This window comes from Enterobacter cloacae complex sp. HYC033_NIDB, from assembly GCF_056673335.1.
Genome location: NZ_CP115123.1, coordinates 2,223,883 through 2,244,218 on the forward strand (window position 1 = coordinate 2,223,883; position 20,336 = coordinate 2,244,218).

Annotated in this window: 18 protein-coding genes and 5 tRNA genes; 22 read left to right on the forward strand and 1 reads right to left on the reverse strand. The window is 54.2% G+C overall.

The features are described 5' to 3' along the window. The first annotated feature begins 3 nt into the window (after positions 1-3). The 3 genes from odhB to sucD all read left to right on the forward strand — a co-directional run bounded on the left by odhB (position 4) and on the right by sucD (position 3,351). The gene (gene odhB, locus O1721_RS10635; protein WP_032647733.1) at positions 4-1,230 is read left to right on the forward strand and encodes a 2-oxoglutarate dehydrogenase complex dihydrolipoyllysine-residue succinyltransferase; all 1,227 of its coding nucleotides are present in this window, start codon (positions 4-6) and stop codon (positions 1,228-1,230) included. Positions 1,231-1,315: 85 nt separating this feature from the next. Beyond that, positions 1,316-2,482: an ADP-forming succinate--CoA ligase subunit beta gene (gene sucC, locus O1721_RS10640; protein WP_017384968.1), complete on the forward strand. Its 1,167-nt coding sequence runs from the start codon at positions 1,316-1,318 to the stop codon at positions 2,480-2,482. Further along, a complete protein-coding gene (gene sucD, locus O1721_RS10645; RefSeq protein ID WP_003858609.1) occupies positions 2,482-3,351 on the forward strand; it encodes a succinate--CoA ligase subunit alpha in 870 nt (289 codons plus the stop codon). The genes sucC and sucD overlap by 1 nt, the downstream gene beginning before the upstream one ends. 86 nt (positions 3,352-3,437) lie before the next feature. On the opposite strand, the gene O1721_RS10650 is transcribed toward sucD, so the two are convergent. Beyond that, the gene (locus tag O1721_RS10650) at positions 3,438-4,154 is read right to left on the reverse strand and encodes a GntR family transcriptional regulator (RefSeq protein ID WP_017384967.1); all 717 of its coding nucleotides are present in this window, start codon (positions 4,152-4,154) and stop codon (positions 3,438-3,440) included. Positions 4,155-4,325: 171 nt separating this feature from the next. Between O1721_RS10650 and mngA the strand changes: the two genes are divergently transcribed. From mngA to nadA, 19 genes are all read left to right on the forward strand, one after another. Continuing rightward, the gene (mngA, locus tag O1721_RS10655; protein WP_032647735.1) at positions 4,326-6,242 is read left to right on the forward strand and encodes a PTS 2-O-a-mannosyl-D-glycerate transporter subunit IIABC; all 1,917 of its coding nucleotides are present in this window, start codon (positions 4,326-4,328) and stop codon (positions 6,240-6,242) included. A gap of 23 nt (positions 6,243-6,265) precedes the next feature. Continuing rightward, positions 6,266-8,902 (forward strand): mannosylglycerate hydrolase, encoded by a 2,637-nt coding sequence (gene mngB, locus O1721_RS10660; RefSeq protein WP_032668738.1) that lies wholly within the window; start codon positions 6,266-6,268, stop codon positions 8,900-8,902. 679 nt (positions 8,903-9,581) lie between these two features. Then, positions 9,582-11,150, forward strand: coding sequence for a cytochrome ubiquinol oxidase subunit I (cydA, locus tag O1721_RS10665; RefSeq protein WP_003858601.1), 1,569 nt, complete (start codon positions 9,582-9,584; stop codon positions 11,148-11,150). 15 nt (positions 11,151-11,165) lie between these two features. Continuing rightward, positions 11,166-12,305, forward strand: a complete 1,140-nt coding sequence (gene cydB / locus O1721_RS10670) for a cytochrome d ubiquinol oxidase subunit II (RefSeq protein ID WP_023303309.1) — start codon at positions 11,166-11,168, stop codon at positions 12,303-12,305. Between the two features lie 14 nt (positions 12,306-12,319). Then, positions 12,320-12,433 (forward strand): cytochrome bd-I oxidase subunit CydX, encoded by a 114-nt coding sequence (gene cydX / locus O1721_RS10675; protein ID WP_003858598.1) that lies wholly within the window; start codon positions 12,320-12,322, stop codon positions 12,431-12,433. Next, on the forward strand, positions 12,433-12,723 hold the full coding sequence (gene ybgE / locus O1721_RS10680; RefSeq protein WP_003858596.1) for a cyd operon protein YbgE: 291 nt from the start codon (positions 12,433-12,435) through the stop codon (positions 12,721-12,723). The genes cydX and ybgE overlap by 1 nt, the downstream gene beginning before the upstream one ends. 148 nt (positions 12,724-12,871) lie before the next feature. Then, positions 12,872-13,276, forward strand: coding sequence for a tol-pal system-associated acyl-CoA thioesterase (gene ybgC / locus O1721_RS10685; RefSeq protein ID WP_003858593.1), 405 nt, complete (start codon positions 12,872-12,874; stop codon positions 13,274-13,276). After that, the gene (gene tolQ, locus O1721_RS10690) at positions 13,273-13,965 is read left to right on the forward strand and encodes a Tol-Pal system protein TolQ (protein WP_003858590.1); all 693 of its coding nucleotides are present in this window, start codon (positions 13,273-13,275) and stop codon (positions 13,963-13,965) included. The genes ybgC and tolQ overlap by 4 nt, the downstream gene beginning before the upstream one ends. A gap of 3 nt (positions 13,966-13,968) precedes the next feature. After that, the gene (gene tolR, locus O1721_RS10695; RefSeq protein WP_032647739.1) at positions 13,969-14,397 is read left to right on the forward strand and encodes a colicin uptake protein TolR; all 429 of its coding nucleotides are present in this window, start codon (positions 13,969-13,971) and stop codon (positions 14,395-14,397) included. Between the two features lie 28 nt (positions 14,398-14,425). Beyond that, positions 14,426-15,658 (forward strand): cell envelope integrity protein TolA, encoded by a 1,233-nt coding sequence (tolA, locus tag O1721_RS10700; RefSeq protein WP_059452746.1) that lies wholly within the window; start codon positions 14,426-14,428, stop codon positions 15,656-15,658. A 100-nt stretch (positions 15,659-15,758) separates the two neighbouring features. Then, on the forward strand, positions 15,759-17,051 hold the full coding sequence (gene tolB / locus O1721_RS10705; RefSeq protein ID WP_017384962.1) for a Tol-Pal system beta propeller repeat protein TolB: 1,293 nt from the start codon (positions 15,759-15,761) through the stop codon (positions 17,049-17,051). 34 nt (positions 17,052-17,085) lie between these two features. Continuing rightward, positions 17,086-17,607, forward strand: coding sequence for a peptidoglycan-associated lipoprotein Pal (pal, locus tag O1721_RS10710; protein ID WP_003858578.1), 522 nt, complete (start codon positions 17,086-17,088; stop codon positions 17,605-17,607). 9 nt (positions 17,608-17,616) lie between these two features. Beyond that, a complete protein-coding gene (gene cpoB, locus O1721_RS10715; protein ID WP_003858574.1) occupies positions 17,617-18,405 on the forward strand; it encodes a cell division protein CpoB in 789 nt (262 codons plus the stop codon). A gap of 161 nt (positions 18,406-18,566) precedes the next feature. Then, positions 18,567-18,642 (forward strand) — tRNA-Lys (locus tag O1721_RS10720). Positions 18,643-18,669: 27 nt separating this feature from the next. After that, a tRNA-Val gene (locus O1721_RS10725) sits at positions 18,670-18,745 on the forward strand. 3 nt (positions 18,746-18,748) lie between these two features. Beyond that, positions 18,749-18,824, forward strand: a tRNA-Lys gene (locus O1721_RS10730). Between the two features lie 41 nt (positions 18,825-18,865). Continuing rightward, positions 18,866-18,941 (forward strand) — tRNA-Lys (locus tag O1721_RS10735). A gap of 31 nt (positions 18,942-18,972) precedes the next feature. Beyond that, a tRNA-Lys gene (locus O1721_RS10740) sits at positions 18,973-19,048 on the forward strand. A gap of 230 nt (positions 19,049-19,278) precedes the next feature. Then, entirely contained in the window at positions 19,279-20,322 is a 1,044-nt protein-coding gene (nadA, locus tag O1721_RS10745; protein ID WP_032647746.1) for a quinolinate synthase NadA, read from the forward strand. Positions 20,323-20,336: the final 14 nt, after the last annotated feature.

Here is a 20,336-nt window from a genome sequence, read left to right on the forward strand (position 1 = left end):
ATAATGAGTAGCGTAGATATTCTTGTTCCCGACCTGCCTGAGTCCGTAGCAGATGCAACCGTCGCCACCTGGCACAAAAAACCAGGCGACGCGGTAACCCGTGACGAAGTGCTGGTAGAAATCGAAACTGACAAAGTGGTACTGGAAGTACCGGCTTCAGCGGATGGCATTCTGGATGCAGTCCTGGAAGATGAAGGTACGACCGTCACTTCTCGCCAGATCCTGGGTCGCCTGCGTGAAGGCAACAGCGCGGGCAAAGAGTCCAGCGCCAAATCTGAAGAAAAAGCGTCTACCCCGGCCCAGCGCCAGCAGGCGTCTCTGTCCGATCAGACCAACGACGCGCTCAGCCCGGCGATCCGTCGCCTGCTGGCTGAGCACAGCCTCGATCCGGCAGCCATCAAAGGCACCGGCGTGGGTGGCCGTCTGACGCGCGAAGACATCGACAAGCATCTGGCAAAAGCGCCTTCTGAGGCGAAAGCGGAAGCGAAAGCCCCTGCGGCAGCACCAGCGGCACAGCCAGCTCTGGGCGCACGTAGCGAAAAACGCGTGCCGATGACCCGCCTGCGTAAGCGCGTGGCCGAGCGTCTGCTGGAAGCGAAAAACTCCACCGCGATGCTGACCACTTTTAACGAAGTCAACATGAAGCCAATCATGGATCTGCGCAAGCAGTACGGTGACGCGTTTGAAAAACGTCACGGTATCCGTCTGGGCTTCATGTCCTTCTACGTGAAAGCGGTAGTTGAAGCGCTGAAACGCTACCCGGAAGTGAACGCGTCTATCGATGGCGATGACGTGGTTTACCACAACTACTTCGACGTCAGCATGGCGGTTTCTACCCCACGCGGCCTGGTTACCCCGGTTCTGCGTGACGTGGATACCCTGGGTATGGCTGACATCGAGAAGAAAATCAAAGAGCTGAGCGTGAAAGGCCGCGACGGCAAGCTGACCGTTGAGGACCTGACTGGCGGTAACTTCACCATTACCAACGGTGGTGTGTTCGGCTCGCTGATGTCTACCCCGATCATCAACCCGCCGCAGAGCGCGATCCTGGGTATGCACGCCATTAAAGATCGTCCAATGGCGGTAGACGGTAAAGTGGAGATCCTGCCGATGATGTACCTGGCGCTCTCTTACGATCACCGCCTGATCGACGGCCGCGAGTCCGTAGGCTTCCTGGTTGCCATTAAAGAGCTGCTGGAAGATCCAACGCGTCTGCTGCTGGACGTCTAGTTTTTGCAGTCTTGCCCGGCGGCGCGTTGCTTGCCGGGCCTACAAAAGCACTACCTAACGATTACCTGAAGGATGGATAGAACACATGAACTTACATGAATATCAGGCCAAACAGCTGTTTGCCCGGTATGGCTTACCGGCTCCGGTGGGTTATGCCTGTACTACCCCGCGTGAAGCAGAAGAAGCCGCGTCTAAAATCGGTTCCGGCCCGTGGGTAGTTAAATGTCAGGTTCACGCTGGTGGCCGTGGTAAAGCGGGCGGTGTGAAGGTTGTTAAGAGCAAAGAAGAGATCCGTGCGTTTGCTGAACATTGGCTCGGCAAGCGTCTGGTAACCTACCAGACAGATGCGAACGGCCAGCCGGTTAACCAGATCCTGGTTGAAGCGGCAACCGACATCGCGAAAGAACTGTACCTCGGCGCAGTCGTAGACCGTAGCTCCCGTCGCGTGGTGTTCATGGCGTCTACCGAAGGCGGCGTGGAAATCGAAAAAGTGGCGGAAGAAACCCCGCACCTGATCCACAAAGTGGCTATCGATCCGCTGGCGGGCCCAATGCCTTACCAGGGTCGTGAGCTGGCATTCAAACTGGGTCTGGAAGGCAAGCTGGTTCAGCAGTTCACCAAGATCTTCATGGGTCTGGCGACCATTTTCCTGGAGCGCGATCTGGCGCTGATCGAGATCAACCCGCTGGTGATCACCACCCAAGGCGACCTGATCTGCCTCGACGGCAAGCTGGGCGCTGACGGCAACGCGCTGTTCCGCCAGTCCGATCTGCGCGAAATGCGCGACCAGTCTCAGGAAGATCCGCGTGAAGCGCAGGCTGCACAGTGGGAACTGAACTACGTGGCGCTGGATGGCAACATCGGCTGCATGGTTAACGGTGCGGGCCTGGCAATGGGCACCATGGACATCGTTAAGCTGCACGGCGGTGAGCCAGCGAACTTCCTCGACGTGGGCGGTGGCGCAACCAAAGAGCGCGTAACCGAAGCGTTCAAAATCATTCTCTCTGACAGCAACGTGAAAGCGGTTCTGGTGAACATCTTCGGCGGTATCGTACGTTGCGACCTGATCGCCGACGGTATCATCGGCGCGGTAGAAGAAGTGGGCGTTAACGTTCCGGTTGTTGTACGTCTGGAAGGGAACAACGCTGAACTCGGCGCGAAAAAACTGGCTGACAGCGGCCTGAATATTATTGCAGCGAAAAGTCTGACGGATGCAGCTCAGCAGGTTGTTGCCGCAGTGGAGGGGAAATAATGTCCGTTTTAATTAATAAAGATACCAAGGTTATCTGCCAGGGCTTCACCGGTAGCCAGGGGACTTTCCACTCCGAACAGGCGATTGCCTACGGTACGCAGATGGTTGGCGGCGTAACGCCAGGTAAAGGCGGCACCACGCACCTGGGCCTGCCGGTGTTCAACACCGTGCGTGAAGCGGTAGAAGCGACGGGCGCAACCGCGACCGTGATCTACGTACCGGCGCCGTTCTGCAAAGACTCTATTCTGGAAGCGATCGACGCAGGCATTAAGCTGATCATCACCATCACCGAAGGCATCCCGACGCTGGATATGCTGACCGTGAAGGTGAAGCTGGACGAAGCAGGCGTGCGCATGATCGGCCCGAACTGCCCAGGCGTTATCACTCCAGGCGAATGCAAAATCGGCATCATGCCGGGCCACATTCATCGCCCAGGCAAAGTGGGTATCGTGTCCCGTTCCGGTACCCTGACCTATGAAGCGGTTAAGCAGACCACCGACTACGGTTTCGGCCAGTCCACCTGCGTGGGCATCGGCGGTGACCCGATCCCGGGCTCTAACTTCATCGACATCCTGAAGCTGTTCCAGGAAGATCCACAGACCGAAGCGATCGTGATGATCGGTGAGATCGGTGGTAGCGCGGAAGAAGAAGCGGCTGCTTACATCAAAGATCATGTGACCAAGCCGGTGGTGGGTTACATCGCGGGTGTGACCGCGCCGAAAGGCAAACGTATGGGTCACGCGGGCGCGATTATCGCAGGCGGTAAAGGTACGGCTGATGAGAAATTCGCAGCACTGGAAGCCGCAGGCGTGAAAACCGTTCGCAGCCTGGCGGATATCGGTGAAGCACTGAAATCCATCATTAAGTAAGTCCTCTCTGCTCCCCAAATGGGGCGCGTTGAAGTATAAAAAAATGTCCGTTTCGACATGGTTGGCCGCTGTAAAGCGGCCTTTTTTTATTGCCTGCGTTTAGCCACCAGAGTGAATTTATAGTCGTCGGTGTTAAACACGTTGCGACTGTATTCAAATACCCGGCCGTCTTTCAGAAAGCCACGGGAAACTTTTTCCAGAATCGGTTTTGCCGGATCGAGCGCCAGGGCGGCAATCGCCTCGTCCGATGGCATGACTGGCACCAGCTCCTGCTCGCTGCGATCGATCACCATCTTTTTGATCTGCTCAATGTAATGGTATTTCGACTGTTCCATCACTTCCCAGGTGAGGTCGGGGAACATCGCCAGCGGCATCCATGTCTCTTCCAGATTCACCGGCTTTTCCCTGATGAAGCGTACGCGCTTGACGTGCCAGACCTTATCATCCGGATTGAGCGCAAGTTTTGCCGCGAGCCGCTCATCGGCTTTCACCACTTCGAAGACGCTGACGTCGCTGTGCGTATCGACGTTGCGATCCGCTAACTTTTCGTAAAAGCCGGTGAGCTGATAAATATCGTAATTCACCCGCTCCTCTTTTACATACGAGCCGCTGCCCTGAATACTTTCGATGATCTGCTCGTCGGCGAGCAGCTTCAAAGCCTGCCGCACGGTGACCCGGCTGACGCTAAACGCCTCCTGAAGGCTGGATTCCGTCGGCAGCGCGTCGCCAGGTTTTAACTCACCGGCATTAATTTTCTCGCGGAACGCATCGGCGATCTGCCGGTACATCGGTTTATTGCCCATTGTGTCGCGCCTTTTTAATACGTTTTCAGGGAATTATGCCTTCAGTGGTAAATTTGTAAATAATACAAATAAGATACAAATATCGGTGTTAGTGAAAATGATCACATAAATGTATTATCCTGTCTGCCACAATCCTCCCCAGACAATAACTTTGGATAGGTGAGGATCTTTATGAACCTGACGACTCTGACCGACCCCCGTGCTGTCTGCGTGCAGGCGCAGTTTACCAGCCGTGATGAGGCAATCCGTCAGCTTGCGACGCGGCTGGTGGCGTTGGGCAAAATAGCCGACGCCGATACGTTTCTGGCAGACGTTTTCCATCGGGAATCGCTTGGCCCGACGGCGTTGGGCGAGGGGCTGGCCGTACCCCATGGTAAATCAGTGGCGGTAAAGGAAGCGGCTTTTGCCGTGGCCACACTGCGCGAGCCGCTGGCCTGGGAAGGCGTGGACGGGCCGGAGGAGGTCGAGCTGATTTTTCTGCTCGCCATTCCTCCCGCTCAAGCGGGGTCAACGCATATTCAGGTCCTGACGGAACTGACGTCTCGCCTGGCGGATGACGAGCTCAGGGCGCGCGTGATGACGGCGACCAGCGCGGAAGCGGTGCTTGCGGCGCTGGAAACAGCGCCTGACACACAAGAAACCGCCGTTGCGGAGAATGCCCCGACGATCGTCTGCGTTACCGCCTGTCCGGCCGGGATCGCCCATACCTACATGGCAGCGGAATATCTCGAAAAAGCGGGACGTAAGCTCGGCGTCAATGTGGTGGTCGAAAAGCAGGGGGCAAATGGTATTGAGGGGCGCATCACCGCGCAGCAGTTGCAGGAGGCAAAAGCGTGTATCTTCGCGGCGGAAGTGGCGATCAAAGAGCGTGAGCGTTTTCAGGGGATGCCCGCCATTTCCGTGCCCGTCGCGGAACCCTTACGCCATGCGGAAGCGCTCATTGAGCGTGCGCTGGCGCTACAGCCTGTATCCGATGCGCGTCCTGCGCACGTCGACACGGACGCGAAAAAGTGCGTTAAAACCGAACTCAAGCAGGCGCTGCTCAGCGGTATCTCCTTTGCGGTGCCGCTGATTGTCGCTGGCGGCACGGTGCTGGCGGTGTCGGTACTGCTGGCGCAAATCCTGGGCTTGCAGCATCTGTTCGATCAGGAAAATTCGTGGCTGTGGATGTACCGCAAACTGGGCGGCGGGATGCTCGGTATTCTGATGGTGCCTGTTCTGGCAGCCTATACCGCTTACTCGCTGGCGGATAAACCTGCGCTAACGCCGGGCTTTGCGGCGGGTCTTGCCGCCAATATGATCGGCTCTGGTTTTCTCGGGGCCATCGTCGGCGGGCTGATTGCGGGCTACCTGATGCGCTGGGTAAAAAACCACATCCGACTGAGTAGCCGCTACAACGGCTTTCTGACCTTTTATCTCTATCCGGTGATTGGCGTGCTGGGCGCAGGCAGCCTGATGCTGTTTGTGATCGGCGAACCGGTGGCCTGGATCAATAATGCCCTGACCGCCTGGCTTAACGGTCTGTCCGGCGCGAACGCGCTGCTGCTGGGGGCGATCCTGGGCTTTATGTGCTCGTTCGATCTGGGCGGTCCGGTCAACAAAGCCTCTTACGCGTTCTGTCTGGGAGCGATGGCCAATGGCGTATACGGGCCTTATGCGATTTTTGCCTCCGTCAAAATGGTATCGGCCTTTACCGTGACGGCATCAACGATGCTGGCTCCGAACCTGTTCAAACAGTTCGAAATTGAAACCGGCAAGTCCACCTGGCTGCTGGGGCTGGCGGGCATCACCGAAGGGGCAATTCCGATGGCTATCGAGGATCCGTTGCGGGTCATTGGCTCATTTGTTCTGGGGTCAATGGTGACCGGAGCGATTGTCGGGGCGATGGGGATTGGGCTATCCACCCCCGGCGCGGGCATTTTCTCGCTCTTCTTACTGCATGATGCCGGGCTGGGCGGCGTGATGGCCGCTGTCGGCTGGTTTGGCGCCGCGCTGGCTGGCGCCGCAATCTCTACGCTCATTTTACTGCTATGGCGACGCCAGGCCGTGAAGAGCGGCACCTACGTGACTGAAGACATACCATCGTAAACACGCACTGACAGGAAACGAAGATGAAAGCTGTATCTCGCGTTCATATCACGCCACATATGCACTGGGACCGGGAGTGGTACTTCACCACCGAAGCGTCACGTATTCTTCTGGTCAATAATATGGAAGAGATCCTCACTCGTCTTGAGCAGGACACAGAGTATAAATACTACGTACTCGACGGCCAGACGGCGGTGCTGGAAGATTATTTTGCCGTGAAACCGGAAAACAGGCCACGCGTGAAGGCGCTGGTGGCGGCCGGGAAGCTGATTATTGGGCCGTGGTATACCCAGACGGATACCACCCTTGTTTCCGGCGAGTCGATTGTCCGAAATCTGATGTACGGTATACGCGACTGTCTGGCCTTTGGCGAGCCGATGAAAATTGGCTATCTGCCGGACTCCTTCGGCATGTCTTCCCAGCTGCCGCACATTTACAACGGTTTTGGCATCACGCGCACCATGTTCTGGCGCGGGTGTTCCGAGCGGCACGGTACCGATAAAACCGAATTTCTCTGGCAAAGCCAGGACGGCAGCGAAGTGACGGCACAGGTGCTGCCGCTGGGCTACGCGATTGGTAAGTACTTACCGGAGGATGAGGCCGGGCTGCGCAAACGGCTCGACACGTACTTCGAGGTGCTGGAAAAAGCCTCCGTGACGAAAGAAATTTTACTGCCTAACGGCCATGATCAGATGCCGCTCCAGCAGAACATCTTTGCGGTGATGGATAAGCTGCGCGAAATCTATCCGCAGCGTCAGTTTGTGATGAGCCGCTTCGAGGAGGTGTTTGACCACATTGACGCGCACCGCGATGAACTGGCGACGCTGAAAGGGGAGTTTATTGACGGTAAATATATGCGAGTGCACCGGACGATAGGCTCCACGCGGATGGATATCAAAATCGCCCACGCCCGGATAGAGAATAAAATCGTCAACGTCCTTGAGCCGCTGGCCACGCTTGCCTGGACGCTGGGCTTTGAGTATCACCACGGCTTGCTGGAAAAAATGTGGAAAGAGATCCTCAAGAATCACGCCCACGACAGTATCGGCTGCTGCTGTAGTGACAAAGTGCATCGTGAGGTGATGTCACGCTTCGAGCTGGCGGAAGACATGGCCGATAACCTGACATGCTTCTATATGCGCAAGATTGCCGACAACATGCCGCAGAGCGAGGAAGACAAACTGGTGATGTTTAACCTCACGCCCTGGCCGCGTGAGGAAGTGATTAACACCACGATACGTCTGCGCGCCAGCCAGTTCCGCCTGCTGGACGATAGGGGGAATGAAATCCCTTACTGCCTGCGCAGCGCGCGTGAAATCGACCCCGGCTTGATTGACCGGCAAATTGTGCATTACGGCAACTACGATCCCTTTATGGAGTTTGATATCCAGCTCAATCAGATCCTGCCATCAATGGGTTACCGCACGCTCTATATCGAGCCGCACGTGGCCGGCAAGCTGCTGGCGGCAGAAAAATCGTCGGAGGCGTTGCTGGAAAATGCTTTCTGGGAAATAACGTTAAACGACGACGGCACCCTGCGTCTGCTCGATAAAGCGTCCGGGCTTATCTATGACCGCGCGCTGGAAATAGAAGAGAGCTCGGATGATGGCGATGAGTACGACTACTCGCCTTCACGGGAAGAGTGGAGACTCACTTCCGCTCAGGGCGAGCATGAGGTTGAGGTGATCCACGAGGCCTGGCAGAGCAGGGCGGTGATCCGCCATCGCATGGCGGTGCCAGCGGATCTCGCTGAACGTTCTGCGCGTCAGCAGACGGGAACGCTTGAGGCAGAACTCACGGTCACGCTCAGCCATAACAGCCGACGTATCGACGTTGAGGCACGTCTCGGAAATCACGTGGATGACCACCGTGTGCGGGTGCTGATCCCGACGCCATTTACCACAGACACGGTGTTAGCCGATACCCAGTTCGGTTCGCTGACACGACCTGTACAGGATGAAGCGATGGCGAACTGGCAGGAGGAGGGCTGGAAGGAAGCGCCGCTGCCGGTGTGGAATCTGCTCAACTACGCGGTGCTCCAGGAACGGCGTAACGGAATGGCCCTGTTTACCGAAGGGTTGCGCGAATTTGAAGTGACTGGCGAGCGTCAAAAAACGTTTGCCCTGACGTTGCTTCGCGGCGTGGGGGTGCTTGGGAAGGAAGATTTACTGCTGCGCCCCGGCAGACCGTCCGGGATCAAAATGCCGGTGCCTGATTCGCAGATGCGGGGCCAGTTAACCTGTCGCTTTAGCCTGTTCAGTTTTAATGGTACGCCCGTCAGTGCTGGCGTTGCGCAGCAGGCGAAGTCGTGGTTAACGCCAGTGCACTGTTATAACAAAATCCCGTGGGATGCGATGAAGCTTAACCGCGCCTCTTTCACCACCCCTTGTAGCTATAGCCTGTTAACGCTGGCGCCTAACGGATGCTTACTCAGTGCGCTGAAAAAAGCGGAGGATCGTGACGAGATGATTCTTCGTCTGTACAACCCTTCGGGGACCCGCTCCTGTGACGTGGCTTTGTCTGTGAACCGTGAGGTCCAGGCCTGTTGCGAAACGGACATGAATGAGGTGCGCAAGGCGCAAGGGGAGGAGGGTTCAGCCATTACGGGGTCGTTCCGGCCATGCCAGTCACGCACCTTTAGCATAAAAATTGAAAGGTAATCCTCCGAACAAAATAAAGGCCGCATTCCTGCGGCCTTTATTTCATCAAATAGTCACGAAAGGGTGTTAATTTTAAGATTATTAAAGGTGAATGAAATGTAATCTTTTCGGCGGGTAGCAAAGCGAAAGAAAAATACTGTGAAGCAGATAACATTATATGTTTATCTTCCGGCAAAATGCGTTTTTTCTTGCGCGTTAATAAAAATCACAACTGTTTATATTATCTTCTGGCTTTTATAACCAATAACGCCTTTAAATATACATATTGTTAACAAGGTTTTTACTATCCGCACCACAAAGAAACATCATTAACAGCTCTGACTGTTTTTGATTTAAATCAATGTTTAATCCTTGGAAAAAGCCTCCGAAAGGCGTTAAATTGTTCCCGATCAAAATGGCCGAAAAGTGGTAATTTTGCTATAAATTGATCGCCGTCGAAAAACGTAAATCTGTTCGACTAAAAACCTGTTTATTGTAAGGGTTTTGCAGCGTATTATATTTACGGGATCAATTTGGTTTTTTCTTAACGTATTTGTAACCTTTCATCATTGCTTTTTCCTCCTGAAGAGAATAAGCAACGAAGAAGGGAAGCAGATAACTTTGTATTGGGGCATGCGTGTGGATCCTTATCTAACGGGGTTCACTCTCGGAGTCTTCATGCGATGAGCAAGGAGTCATAATGTTAGACGTAGTCGAACTGTCGCGCTTACAGTTTGCCTTGACCGCGATGTACCACTTCCTGTTTGTGCCGCTGACGCTCGGTATGGCGTTCCTGCTGGCCATCATGGAAACGGTTTACGTCCTCTCCGGCAAACAGATTTATAAAGATATGACCAAGTTCTGGGGCAAGTTGTTTGGTATCAACTTTGCGCTGGGCGTGGCAACCGGTCTGACCATGGAGTTCCAGTTCGGGACAAACTGGTCTTACTATTCCCACTATGTGGGGGATATTTTCGGTGCGCCGCTGGCCATTGAAGGTCTGATGGCCTTCTTCCTCGAATCCACCTTTGTAGGTCTGTTCTTCTTCGGTTGGGACCGTCTGGGTAAAGTCCAGCATATGGCGGTAACCTGGCTGGTGGCATTAGGCTCCAACTTGTCCGCACTGTGGATCCTGGTGGCGAACGGCTGGATGCAAAACCCAATCGCATCTGATTTCAACTTCGAAACCATGCGTATGGAGATGGTCAGCTTCGCTGAGCTGGTCCTGAACCCGGTTGCTCAGGTTAAATTCGTTCACACCGTGGCGTCTGGGTATGTGTGCGGCGCGATGTTCGTGCTGGGCATCAGCTCCTACTATATGCTGCGCGGCCGTGACTTCGCGTTCGCCAAGCGTTCTTTTGCTATCGCAGCAAGCTTCGGTATGGCCGCGATTCTGTCCGTGATTGTTCTGGGTGATGAATCCGGTTACGAAATGGGCGACGTGCAGAAAACCAAACTCGCCGCAATTGAAGCTGAATGGGAAACCCAGCCGGCACCGGCAGCGTTTACCCTGTTCGGTGTGCCTGACCAGGAAGCGCAGGAAAACCGCTTCGCCATTCAAATTCCTTACGCTCTGGGTATTATCGCCACGCGCTCCGTCGACAAACAGGTGACTGGCCTGAAAGATCTGATGGTGCAGCATGAAGAGCGTATCCGTAACGGGATGAAAGCCTACTCGCTGCTGGAACAGCTGCGCGCCGGCTCTACCGACCAGGCCGTTCGCGATCAATTTAACGACGTGAAGAAAGACCTCGGTTACGGTCTGCTGCTGAAACGCTATACCCCGAACGTCTCCGACGCGACGGAAGCGCAGATTCAGATGGCAACCAAAGACTCTATTCCACGCGTTGCGCCGCTGTACTTCGCGTTCCGCATCATGGTGGGTTGCGGCATTATCATGCTGCTGATCATCGCGGCCTCGTTCTGGTCAGTCATTCGTAACCGTATCGGTGAGAAAAAATGGCTGCTGCGCACCGCGCTGTACGGTATCCCACTGCCATGGATTGCTATCGAGTCCGGCTGGTTTGTAGCGGAATATGGCCGTCAGCCGTGGGCGATCGGTGAGGTGCTGCCAACAGCGGTAGCGAACTCCTCCCTGACCGCAGGCGACCTGATCTTCTCCATGCTGCTCATTTGCGGTCTGTACACCCTGTTCCTGGTGGCTGAACTGTTCCTGATGTTCAAGTTCGCGCGCCTTGGCCCAAGCAGCCTGAAAACCGGTCGCTACCACTACGAGCAGTCTGTTGCGACTACTCAGCCGGCACGCTAAGACAGGAGTCATCAAATGATCGATTATGAAGTATTGCGTTTTATCTGGTGGCTGCTGATCGGTGTTCTGCTGATTGGTTTCGCGGTCACCGATGGTTTCGACATGGGCGTGGGCATGCTCACCCGTTTCCTCGGTCGTAATGACACCGAGCGTCGAATCATGATCAACTCCATCGCCCCGCACTGGGACGGTAACCAGGTGTGGCTGATCACCGCAGGCGGCGCGCTGTTCGCTGCCTGGCCGATGGTCTACGCGGCTGCGTTCTCCGGCTTCTATGTGGCGATGATTCTGGTGCTGGCTTCTCTATTCTTCCGTCCGGTGGGTTTCGACTACCGTTCCAAGATTGAAGACACCCGCTGGCGTAACATGTGGGACTGGGGCATCTTCATCGGTAGCTTCGTTCCACCGCTGGTCATTGGTGTGGCGTTCGGTAACCTGTTGCAGGGCGTACCGTTCCACGTCGACGAATATATGCGTCTGTTCTACACCGGTAACTTCTTCCAGCTGCTGAATCCGTTTGGTCTGCTGGCAGGCGTGGTGAGCGTGGCGATGATCATCACCCAGGGGGCAACCTATCTCCAGATGCGTACCGTAGGTGAACTGCATCTGCGTTCCCGCGCTACCGCTCAGGTGGCAGCGCTGGTGACGCTGGTCTGCTTCGCTCTGGCAGGCGTGTGGGTGGTGTATGGTATTGATGGATACGTGGTGACGTCCGCTATCAACCATGCTGCACCGTCTAACCCGCTGACCAAAGAGGTGGCGCGTCAGGCCGGTGCATGGCTGGTGAACTTCAACAATACCCCTGTGCTGTGGGCTATCCCGGCTCTGGGTGTGCTGCTGCCACTGCTGACCGTGCTGACGTCTCGTCTGGAGAAAGGCGCTCTGGCGTTCGTATTCTCTTCCCTGACGCTGGCGTGCATCATCCTGACGGCCGGTATTGCGATGTTCCCGTTCGTGATGCCATCCAGCACCATGATGAATGCCAGCCTGACCATGTGGGATGCAACGTCCAGCCATATGACGCTGAACTTAATGACCTATGTGGCTTGCGTGTTCGTTCCGATTGTTCTGGCTTACACCATCTGGTGTTACTGGAAAATGTTCGGTCGTATCACTAAAGAACATATCGAAAGCAACACCCACTCTATGTACTAAGTAAGGAGCTGAATATGTGGTATTTCGCATGGATTTTAGGGACGCTTCTTGCCTGTGCGTTTGGTGTCATCACTGCCCTGGCGCTTGAGCATGTAGAAGCGACCAAAGCAGGTGAAGAAAAGCACTAATGAATATTATCGCAACGTTATATGCGGTAATGGATAAGCGCCCCTTGAGGGCGCTTTCCCTCATTATGGCATTACTGCTGGCAGGCTGTATCTTCTGGGACCCGTCGCGCTTCGCGGCGAAAACCAGCGAGCTTGAAATCTGGCACGGCTTCCTGATTATGTGGGCGGTGTGCGCAGGCGTGATTCACGGTGTCGGCTTTCGTCCGAAAGCGCTACACTGGCAGGGCATCTTCTGCCCACTGATTGCCGATCTGGTTCTCCTCGCCGGTTTGATTTTCTTCTTCTTCTGAATAAGAAATGTCCGTTAACGTTATGGGCTTACCCTGGCCCATAAAAATTTACTCTCCGTTTACTTTCTCCCATTCCAAACCATCATTCCCGCGCGTATAGTAGCGAAGTTTGAAAGCTCCAACTTTTCTTGTATTACCGGGATGTAAAGTGAATACAACGCTGTTTCGATGGCCGGTACGTGTCTATTACGAAGATACCGATGCCGGTGGTGTGGTCTACCACGCCAGCTACGTTGCTTTTTATGAACGGGCACGCACAGAGATGCTGCGCCATCATCACTTTAGTCAACAGGTGCTGTTGGCTGAGCGAGTTGCCTTCGTGGTACGCAAGATGACGCTTGAGTATTTTGCGCCTGCCAGACTCGACGATATGCTCGAAGTCCAAACAGAAATTACATCAATGCGCGGAACTTCACTGGTTTTCACGCAGCGGATAGTCAATGCAGAGAACACGGTACTGAACTCAGCTGAAGTCCTGATTGTCTGTGTTGATCCAACCATAATGAAGCCTCGTGCGCTTCCTAAGTCTATTGTCGCGGAGTTTAAGCAGTGACTGACATGAATATCCTTGATTTGTTCCTGAAGGCAAGCCTTCTGGTTAAACTTATCATGTTGATTTTGATTGGTTTTTCAATCGCATCCTGGGCCATCATCATCCAGAGAACGCGTATCCTCAATGCCGCTGGCCGCGAAGCCGAAGCGTTTGAAGATAAGTTCTGGTCGGGTATTGAGCTTTCGCGTCTGTATCAGGAAAGCCAGGGACGCCGTGATAACCTTTCAGGCTCCGAACAAATTTTCTACAGCGGTTTCAAAGAGTTCGCTCGCTTACATCGCGCTAACAGCCATGCGCCGGAAGCCGTGGTAGAAGGGGCGTCGCGTGCGATGCGCATCTCCATGAACCGCGAACTGGAAAATCTTGAAACGCATATTCCTTTCCTCGGAACCGTTGGCTCCATCAGCCCGTATATCGGCCTGTTTGGTACGGTGTGGGGGATCATGCACGCCTTTATCGCCCTTGGGGCGGTGAAGCAGGCAACGTTGCAGATGGTTGCGCCGGGTATCGCAGAAGCACTGATCGCGACCGCAATCGGTCTGTTCGCCGCAATTCCGGCGGTAATGGCGTACAACCGTCTGAACCAGCGCGTGAACAAACTGGAACTGAACTACGACAACTTTATGGAAGAGTTCACCGCGATTCTGCATCGTCAGGCGTTTACCAGCACCGAGAGCAACAAGGGGTAAACCATGGCCAGATCGCGTGGACGAGGTCGTCGCGAGCTCAAGTCCGAAATCAATATCGTTCCGTTACTGGACGTGCTGCTGGTGCTGCTGCTGATCTTTATGGCGACGGCGCCCATCATCACCCAGAGCGTGGAAGTTAATCTGCCGGATGCGACAGAATCACAGGCGGTAAGCACCAATGACGATCCTCCGGTCATCATTGAGGTTTCCGGCGTAGGGCAGTACAGCGTGGTGGTAGAGAAAGATCGTATGGATCAGCTTCCGCCAGAGCAGGTTATTGCTGAAGCGCAACGACGCCTGGAGTCAAATCCGAAGACGGTCTTCTTAATCGGTGGTGCGAAAGACGTACCATATGATGAAATTATCAAAGCGCTGAACTTGCTACATAGCGCGGGCGTTAAGTCAGTTGGCTTAATGACTCAGCCTATTTGATCATCTGCGTAGTTTTTGGGAACCGATAGTGTCAAAGGCAACCGAACAGAACGACAAGCTTAAGCGAGCGATAATCGTCTCCGCAGTGCTGCACGTAATTCTTTTTGCAGCGCTGATCTGGAGTTCGTTCGATGAGCACCTTGATGCATCAGGCGGCGGTGGGGGCTCGTCTATCGACGCCGTCATGGTGGATCCCGGTGCGATCGTTCAGAACTATAATCGTCAGCAACAGCAGCAGGCGAGCTCTAAACGTGCTGAAGAGCAGCGAGAAAAACAGGCGCAACAGCAGGCGGAAGAGCTGCGTGAAAAGCAGGCCGCCGAGCAGGAACGTCTGAAGCAGCTTGAGAAAGAGCGTTTGCAGGCGCAGGAAGCGGCGAAAGAGCAGGCAGAGCAGCAGAAGCAGGCTGAAGCCGCTGCGAAGAAGGCGCAGGAACAGCAGAAGCAGGCGGAAGAGGCGGCAGCCAAAGCCGCGGCTGATGCAAAAGCGCAGGCTGACGCACAGGCGAAATTAGCGGCTGACGCGGCGAAGAAAGCCGCTGCTGATGCTCAGAAAAAAGCGGAAGCAGAAGCTGCGAAGAAAGCCGCTGCTGATGCCCAGAAGAAAGCGGAAGCAGAAGCTGCGAAGAAAGCCGCTGCTGATGCCCAGAAGAAAGCGGAAGCAGAAGCCGCGAAGAAAGCCGCTCAGGAAGCAGAGAAGAAAGCTGCTGCCGATGCTGCGAAGAAAGCGGCTGCTGCCGAGAAGGCTGCGGCTGAAAAAGCTGCGGCTGATAAAAAAGCTGCTGCCGAAAAAGCCGCAGCCGACAAGAAAGCTGCCGCTGAAAAAGCCGCTGCCAGGAAGGCCGCTGCTGAAAAAGCTGCCGCTGAAGCAGCCACCGCTGACGATATCATTGGCGACCTGAGTTCTGGTAAGAATGCGCCGAAAACTGGCGGTGGGGCAAAAGGGAGTAATGCAGCCCCGGCGGGAAGCGGTAACACTAAGAACAACGGTGCTTCTGGCGCTGAGATTAACGACTACAAGAACCAGATTGCTGCGGCTATATCCAGCAGGCTTAACGATAAATCATTGTATACAGGGAAAACATGCAGACTGCATATTAAACTGCATACTGATGGTACCGTGCTGAGCGTTGAGTCTGAAGGAGGCGATGACGCATTATGCCAGGCTGCACTTGTGGCAGTGAATCAGGCAAAACTGCCAAAACCTCCGTCACAGGCTGTCTATGAAGTGTTCAAAGACGCTTCGCTGAACTTTAAGCCATAAGCAGAGCTGCGGTTATCGGGTTCTGATAGTTTTGTGTATTTGAGTTTGTTAACCTTCTGCTAAATTATCCAGGACTTATTGTTCGGATAAGGGAGATATGATGAAGCAGGCATTACGATTAGCTTTTGGTTTTTTAGTACTGTTGACGTCAGCAGTGCATGCCACAGTAAGCATCGACATTACCGACTGGAACGACTCAGCGCGTCCAATCGGTGTCGTTCCGTTCCAGTGGGCAGGCCCGGGCGCTGCGCCTGAAGACATTGGCGGCATTGTTGCAGCTGACCTGCGTAACAGCGGTAAATTTAACCCCTTAGATCGTTCTCGTCTGCCGCAGCAGCCGGGTACCGCTCAGGAAGTTCAACCTGCTGCATGGTCTGCACTGGGTATTGATGCCGTGGTTGTCGGACAGGTTACTCCTGCGCCAGACGGCGGCTATAACGTCGCTTATCAGCTGGTGGATACCGGCGGTGCGCCGGGTACCGTTCTGGCTCAAAACACGTATAAGGTGAACAAGCAGTGGCTGCGTTACGCAGGCCATACGGCGAGTGACGAAGTGTTTGAGAAGCTGACCGGTATTAAAGGTGCGTTCCGTACTCGTATCGCGTACGTAGTACAGACCAACGGCGGCCAGTTCCCTTATGAGCTGCGCGTCTCTGATTACGATGGCTACAACCAGTTCACCGTACACCGTTCACCACAGCCGCTGATGTCTCCGGCATGGTCTCCGGACGGCTCTAAGCTGGCGTACGTGACCTTCGAAAGCGGCCGTTCCGCGCTGGTTATCCAGACGCTCTCTAACGGTGCTGTGCGTCAGGTTGCGTCATTCCCGCGTCACAACGGTGCGCCTGCGTTCTCTCCGGACGGTACCAAACTGGCGTTTGCCCTGTCTAAAACCGGTAGCCTGAACCTGTACGTGATGGATATTGGTTCTGGTCAGATCCGTCAGGTCACGGATGGTCGTAGCAACAACACTGAGCCAACCTGGTTCCCGGACAGCCAGAATCTGGCCTTTACGTCTGACCAGGCAGGTCGTCCACAAGTTTATAAAGTGAATATCAACGGCGGAGCAGCGCAGCGTATTACCTGGGAAGGTTCTCAGAACCAGGATGCTGACGTCAGTGCCGATGGTAAAACAATGGTAATGGTCAGTACTGCGGGTGGTCAGCAGCACATTGCCAAACAAGATCTGGTAACGGGGGGCGTACAAGTACTGTCGTCAACGTTCCTGGATGAAACGCCAAGTCTGGCACCTAACGGCACCATGGTAATCTACAGCTCTTCTCAGGGGATGGGATCCGTGCTGAATCTGGTTTCTACAGATGGGCGTTTCAAAGCGCGTCTTCCGGCAACTGATGGACAGGTAAAATCACCTGCCTGGTCGCCGTATCTGTAATAATAATTAATTGATTACTAAAGGAATCTTAGAAATGCAACTGAACAAAGTGCTGAAGGGGCTGATGATCGCTCTGCCTGTTATGGCAATCGCAGCGTGTTCTTCTAACAAGAACGCAAGCAATGACCAGAGCGGCGAAGGCATGATGGGTGCCGGCACCGGTATGGACGCTAACGGCAATGGCAATATGTCTTCTGAAGAGCAAGCGCGTCTTCAGATGCAGCAGTTACAGCAGAACAACATCGTTTACTTCGATCTGGATAAATACGACATCCGTTCTGACTTCGCTGCAATGCTGGATGCGCACGCAAACTTCCTGCGTAGCAACCCGTCTTACAAAGTCACCGTAGAAGGTCATGCGGACGAACGTGGTACTCCGGAGTACAACATCTCCCTGGGTGAACGTCGTGCAAACGCTGTTAAAATGTACCTCCAGGGTAAAGGCGTTTCTGCTGACCAGATCTCCATCGTTTCTTACGGTAAAGAAAAACCAGCAGTACTGGGTCACGACGAAGCGGCTTACTCCAAAAACCGTCGTGCCGTACTCGTTTACTAAGAGAATTGCATGAGCAGTAACTTCAGACATCATCTGATGAGTCTGTCGTTACTGGTTGGAATAGCGGCCCCCTGGGCCGCTTTTGCTCAGGCACCAATCAGTAGTGTCGGCTCAGGCTCGGTAGAAGACCGGGTCACTCAACTCGAGCGTATTTCTAACGCTCACAGCCAGCTTTTAACTCAACTCCAGCAGCAGCTTTCCGATAACCAGAATGATATTGATTCCCTTCGTGGTCAGATCCAGGAGAGTCAGTATCAGCTTAATCAGGTTGTGGAGCGCCAGAAGCAAATTTTGTTGCAGATGGATAGCCTTAACAGCGGCGGAGCAGCAGCACAGCCAGCAGCAGGCGATCAAAGCGGTGCGGCAACGCCTGCACCTGCGGCAGATGCCTCCGCGTCGTCTGGTGCGCCTGTACAGAGCGGTGACGCGAATACGGACTACAACGCGGCCATTGCCCTGGTGCAGGATAAATCGCGCCAGGACGATGCTATCGTTGCGTTTCAGAACTTCGTTAAGAAGTACCCTGATTCCACTTACCAGCCAAATGCGAACTACTGGCTGGGTCAGTTGAATTACAACAAGGGTAAAAAGGATGATGCGGCGTTTTATTTTGCCTCTGTGGTGAAAAATTACCCGAAATCACCGAAAGCGCCTGATGCGATGTATAAAGTCGGCGTGATCATGCAGGACAAAGGCGACACTGCAAAAGCCAAAGCGGTTTATCAGCAGGTGGTTGCAAAATTCCCGGGTACAGACGGCGCCAAACAAGCGCAAAAACGTTTGAGTTCGATGGGTTGATTATCGCATGACCAGAAATCGCGTCATTTCTGGTCGTGCAGCATGATTCCTAAGCAGTTAAGTGATCTTCATCGAAATTTTTGTTGCGCAGAATTCTTAAATCAGTAATATATGCCGCCGTTGCCACGGGATATCAAACAACGTGAAAGCAGCGCAAAAGTGGGTCGTTAGCTCAGTTGGTAGAGCAGTTGACTTTTAATCAATTGGTCGCAGGTTCGAATCCTGCACGACCCACCACTTAAAGCAGTTCTGGCAGTACAGAGTGGGTGATTAGCTCAGTTGGTAGAGCATCTCCTTTACACGGAGGGGGTCGGCGGTTCGAGCCCGTCATCACCCACCACTCGGGTCGTTAGCTCAGTTGGTAGAGCAGTTGACTTTTAATCAATTGGTCGCAGGTTCGAATCCTGCACGACCCACCAATTTTATTGGTTCCGAGTGATAATTCAGGCAACACCCGAATGGGTCGTTAGCTCAGTTGGTAGAGCAGTTGACTTTTAATCAATTGGTCGCAGGTTCGAATCCTGCACGACCCACCAGCCTGAATAGATTTGAAGTACATCCCGCAAGGGGTCGTTAGCTCAGTTGGTAGAGCAGTTGACTTTTAATCAATTGGTCGCAGGTTCGAATCCTGCACGACCCACCAGTGTTGAAAGGCGCCCTAAAGGCGCCTTTTTGCTATCTGTCGTTCGCCAGTGCCTTGTAGGTCGGGTAAGGCGAAGCCGCCACCCGACAGATGCTACCGGCATCAATTCCCGATGACATTCCCCCTCAAATTCGCTATCTTGTTTAGTATACAAAACACCATTGCCTCATTTTTGTTATCTCATGCAAAACAAAGGCAATATTGTTAAGCCAGTAAAACGAGAAGCCATAATGAGTGTGATGTTTGATCCCGAAACCGCAATCTATCCCTTCCCGCCGAAGCCCGCTCCGCTAAGCCGGGATGAAAAACAGTTCTATCGTGAAAAAATTAAGCGCCTGCTTAAAGAGCGTGATGCGGTGATGGTGGCGCATTACTACACCGACCCGGAAATTCAGCAGCTGGCAGAAGAGACGGGCGGCTGTATCTCAGACTCCCTGGAAATGGCGCGTTTCGGTGCAAAACATCCTGCCTCCACGCTGCTGGTTGCAGGTGTGCGCTTCATGGGCGAAACGGCAAAAATTCTCAGCCCGGAAAAAACCATACTGATGCCGACGCTGAATGCCGAATGCTCCCTTGACCTCGGTTGCCCGATTGATGAGTTCACCGCCTTCTGTGATGCCCACCCTGATCGTACCGTGGTGGTTTATGCCAACACGTCTGCGGCGGTGAAAGCCCGGGCAGACTGGGTAGTGACCTCCAGTATCGCCGTTGAGCTGATTGAGCATCTGGACAGCCTGGGGGAGAAAATCATCTGGGCGCCCGATCGTCACCTGGGAAACTATGTACAAAAACAAACCGGTGCGGATGTGCTGTGCTGGCAGGGCGCCTGTATCGTTCACGACGAGTTTAAGACCCAGGCCCTGACGCGCATGAGAGGGTTATACCCGGACGCCGCGATTCTGGTGCACCCGGAATCCCCGCAGTCCATCGTCGACATGGCGGATGCCGTCGGGTCAACCAGCCAGCTCATTCATGCTGCGAAAACCCTGTCACACAAGCAGCTCATTGTGGCGACCGATCGCGGTATCTTCTACAAGATGCAGCAGGCCGTGCCGGAAAAAACGTTGATCGAAGCGCCGACCGCCGGAGAAGGGGCGACCTGCCGAAGCTGCGCGCATTGCCCGTGGATGGCGATGAATGGGCTCAAAGCGATTGCGGAGGGCCTGGAGAACGGTGGCGCAGCGCATGAGATCCATGTGGATGCCGCTCTGCGTGAAGGCGCGTTAATTCCACTTAACCGTATGCTGGATTTTGCGGCTACACTACGTACTTAACTTATTACGCCCCG